A 3,358-nucleotide genomic window follows, 5' to 3' on the forward strand; every position below is an offset into this window, starting at 1 on the left:
CTTGGCCATGCTGATCTGTCAGGACATCATCATCGTACCCTTGGTGCTTTTCACTCCCATGTTGGCCGGAGAGTCAGACAATGTTTTACTCTCGCTGTTTTACATGGCACTAAAAGGAGGTCTGGTAATCCTGCTAACCATTATCAGTGCAAAATACCTGATTCCCCAGTTGCTGTACCGAATCGCAAAAACCAAAAATGAAGAGCTTTTCCTATTAAGCATTATCGTTACCTGTTTTGCCGTAGCCTATGCCACTTCATTGCTGGGTCTTTCGTTGGGCTTGGGTGCTTTTCTGGCCGGGCTTATCATCAGTGAATCAGAATACAGTCACCATGCTACAGGAAAGATACTTCCTTTTAGAGAAATTTTCCTCAGCTTCTTTTTTGTCTCAGTAGGCATGTTGTTCGATATTGGTTTTTTAGCTGAAAACTTACTATTGATCTTGGCTTTGGTGCTGCTTACATTCTTGGTAAAATTCACTGTCACCTCTCTGGCTGTAAAATCTTTGGGAAGTAGTTTTAAAGAATCTTTTATTGTAGGTTTTTCTATCTTCCAAGTGGGAGAATTTTCCCTTCTATTGGCTAAAGAAGGATTGAAGTACGAATTGTTGGACAATACTACTTATCAATTTTTCCTGGCCATCTCTATCCTAACCATGATCATTACCCCTTTTGTTCTAAAGCAAAGGGAAAAGCTTGCCTGCAGGGTGCTCAATATTCCCATGCCAAAGAAAATTAAAGACAGGTTGGAAGAACGCGTACAAATTCCTGAAATCGACCTTGAAAAAGAATCATTGAATGATCATTTGGTAATTATTGGCTATGGGCTGAATGGAAGAAACTTGGCCCGAGCTGCCAAAAGGGCAAAAATCACCTATGTAATTATAGAGATGAACCCGGAAACAGTAAAAGTAGAAGCCGCAAAAGGTGAACCTATCATCTATGGTGATGCAGGCAATGCCGTGGTGCTTGAACATGTTAAAATTCACAAAGCCAGGGTAGCTGTGATAGCCATCTCCAATCAACCTGCTACCACCGGTATAATCATGAATATCAGGGAGGCCTCCCAAAATGTTTTCATCATCGTAAGAACGAGGTACGTCAATGAAATCGAATCGATGCTCAATATGGGAGCCGATGAAGTTATACCTGAAGAATTTGAAACTTCCATAGAAATTTTCACCCGTGTCTTGAATAAATACCTTGTACCAAAAGGTGAGGTGGATGACTTCACCAATGATGTAAGGTTTCACAATTATGAAGTTTTCCGAACGCCATCTAATGAAAGTACTGTCCCGAGCCTTGACATCCCTGAAATCAATTTCTCAGGAATAAAAATAGAAAAAGATCATGGCCAATTTATCGGAAAATCAATTAAGGAAAGTAATTTAAGAGAAAACTCAGGCCTAAATTTAGTAGCCATCAAAAGAGGAGGGAAAACCCTTACAGAAATAACCGGTCATACCAAAATTAAATTGGGAGACATTGTTTATGTGGTAGGTAAACCTGAAGCTTTGGAAAGCTTTGAAGAAGAGGTGGGGATAAGCTAAGGCTAAAACCCAAAGAGACACCTCCTACTTCCTAAAATCTATAGCTTAAGTGCTACATCTGATTTTATTTTCAACTCATCCAGGGCACTTTTCCCTAGGTTTACCGAAGGCTTAAAAAAAAGGAGCCCTTCCAAATTAAATTGAAAAGGCTCTTATTATTATAACTTAAGGGGCTTTTAAATGATTAGCATGGCATCGCCATAGCTAAAGAATTTATAACCTTCTTTGATACCTTCTTGGTAAGCCTTCATGATCAAATCATATCCACCAAAAGCAGAAGCTGTCATCAACAATGTTGATTCAGGCAAATGAAAGTTGGTGATTAGGGCATTGGCAATTTTAAATTCGTAAGGAGGAATGATAAACTTATCTGTCCAACCACTACTTGCTTTTAATCTACCATTTGCGGTAACAGAAGATTCAATGGTTTTTAGGGAAGTAGTCCCTACAGAAACCACTCTTTTCTTTTCATCAAGGGCAGTATTGACCAAATCAACAGTACCTTGTGGAATGTCATAATTCTCCGAATCCATTTTATGCTTCGTAAGGTCTTCCACGTCCACTTGTCTGAATGTACCCAAGCCAATATGCAAAGTAATAGGACTTACTTCAACACCTTTAATTTCAAGGCGTTTCATTAAATGTGGGGTGAAATGCAAACCTGCCGTTGGTGCTGCAACAGCTCCTACATGCTGGGCAAAGATGGTTTGATACCTTTCTCTGTCAGCATCTACCACATCTCTCTCGATGAAATCTTTCAATATTGGCGTTTCTCCGAGTGTGTCTATGGTCTTGTAAAACTCCTCGTCTGTACCGTCAAATAAGAATCGAATGGTTCGGCCCCTGGAAGTAGTGTTATCAATTACTTCGGCAACCAAATCACTATCCCCAAAATAAAGTTTGTTCCCTACCCTAATCTTTCTGGCAGGATCCACCAAAACATCCCATAACCTAAGTTCCTGATTGAGCTCTCTTAAAAGAAAGACCTCAATCTTGGCTCCGGTTTTCTCTTTGTTTCCATACAGTCTTGCAGGAAATACCTTCGTATTGTTGGTTACAAATACATCTCCTGTATCAAAATAATCGATGACATCTTTGAAAACTTTATGTTCTATCTTTCCGGTATCCTTGTGAATAACCATTAATCTGGATTCATCTCGGTTCTCAGGTGGATGAAGGGCAATAAGTTTTTTTGGAATTTCAAACTTGAAATCTGATAACTTCATATGTATATATTTAGGAAATACCTTTTAAACGTAATTATCGTAAAAAATGCAAAGTTAATAAGAATTTAACCAGATTCTATTTATATTGTCAAATTGTTTTAAATAATATTGAAAATTGATCGTATTCAGACTAATTTGGGAGAGTTTTCGCTTTGCGATGGATGCACTGAAGTCCAATTTGACGAGGACCATTCTTTCGTTATTGGGTGTAACAGTGGGTATTTTCGCCATCATTGCTGTTTTTACCTTAGTAGATTCTTTGGAAAAAAACATCAAGGACAGCCTTACTTTCCTAGGAAGCAATGTGGTTCGCGTAGACCGATTTCCATTTGCTGCAGGAGGCCAGGATTACCCCTGGTGGCGGTATTTCAGAAGACCTCCCGGCAACTATGCTGAATTTACATTTTTAGAAGAACGTCTGAAAAGTGCCCATGCTGTTACCATTTCTGCCAACACAAGAACTACCGTAAAGGCCAATAGCAATGCCTATGAAATGGCCAATTTGGATGGCGTTGTTTTCAACCATAAAGAAGTTTACGACATACCTATTGATAAAGGAAGGTTTTTTACCGAGATGGAAATT

Annotated in this window: 3 protein-coding genes; 2 read left to right on the forward strand and 1 reads right to left on the reverse strand. The window is 39.1% G+C overall.

Annotated elements, in window-relative coordinates; genetic code table 11:
• On the forward strand, window positions 1-1,549 hold a 1,549-nt coding region (locus AAC037_RS22160), incomplete at its 5' end, for a cation:proton antiporter (RefSeq protein WP_339905690.1).
• Window positions 1,550-1,725: 176 nt separating this feature from the next.
• Here AAC037_RS22160 and queA read toward each other — a convergent pair.
• Window positions 1,726-2,775, reverse strand: coding sequence for a tRNA preQ1(34) S-adenosylmethionine ribosyltransferase-isomerase QueA (gene queA, locus AAC037_RS22165; protein ID WP_014018569.1), 1,050 nt, complete (start codon window positions 2,773-2,775; stop codon window positions 1,726-1,728).
• A 115-nt stretch (window positions 2,776-2,890) separates the two neighbouring features.
• On the opposite strand from queA, the gene AAC037_RS22170 reads away from it, so the two are divergent.
• Window positions 2,891-3,358, forward strand: a 468-nt coding sequence (locus AAC037_RS22170) for an ABC transporter permease (RefSeq protein ID WP_339905692.1), incomplete at its 3' end; no start/stop codon positions are given.

The organism is uncultured Cyclobacterium sp. (genome assembly GCF_963976465.1).
In the GTDB taxonomy this organism is placed as follows: Bacteria; Bacteroidota; Bacteroidia; order Cytophagales; family Cyclobacteriaceae; genus Cyclobacterium.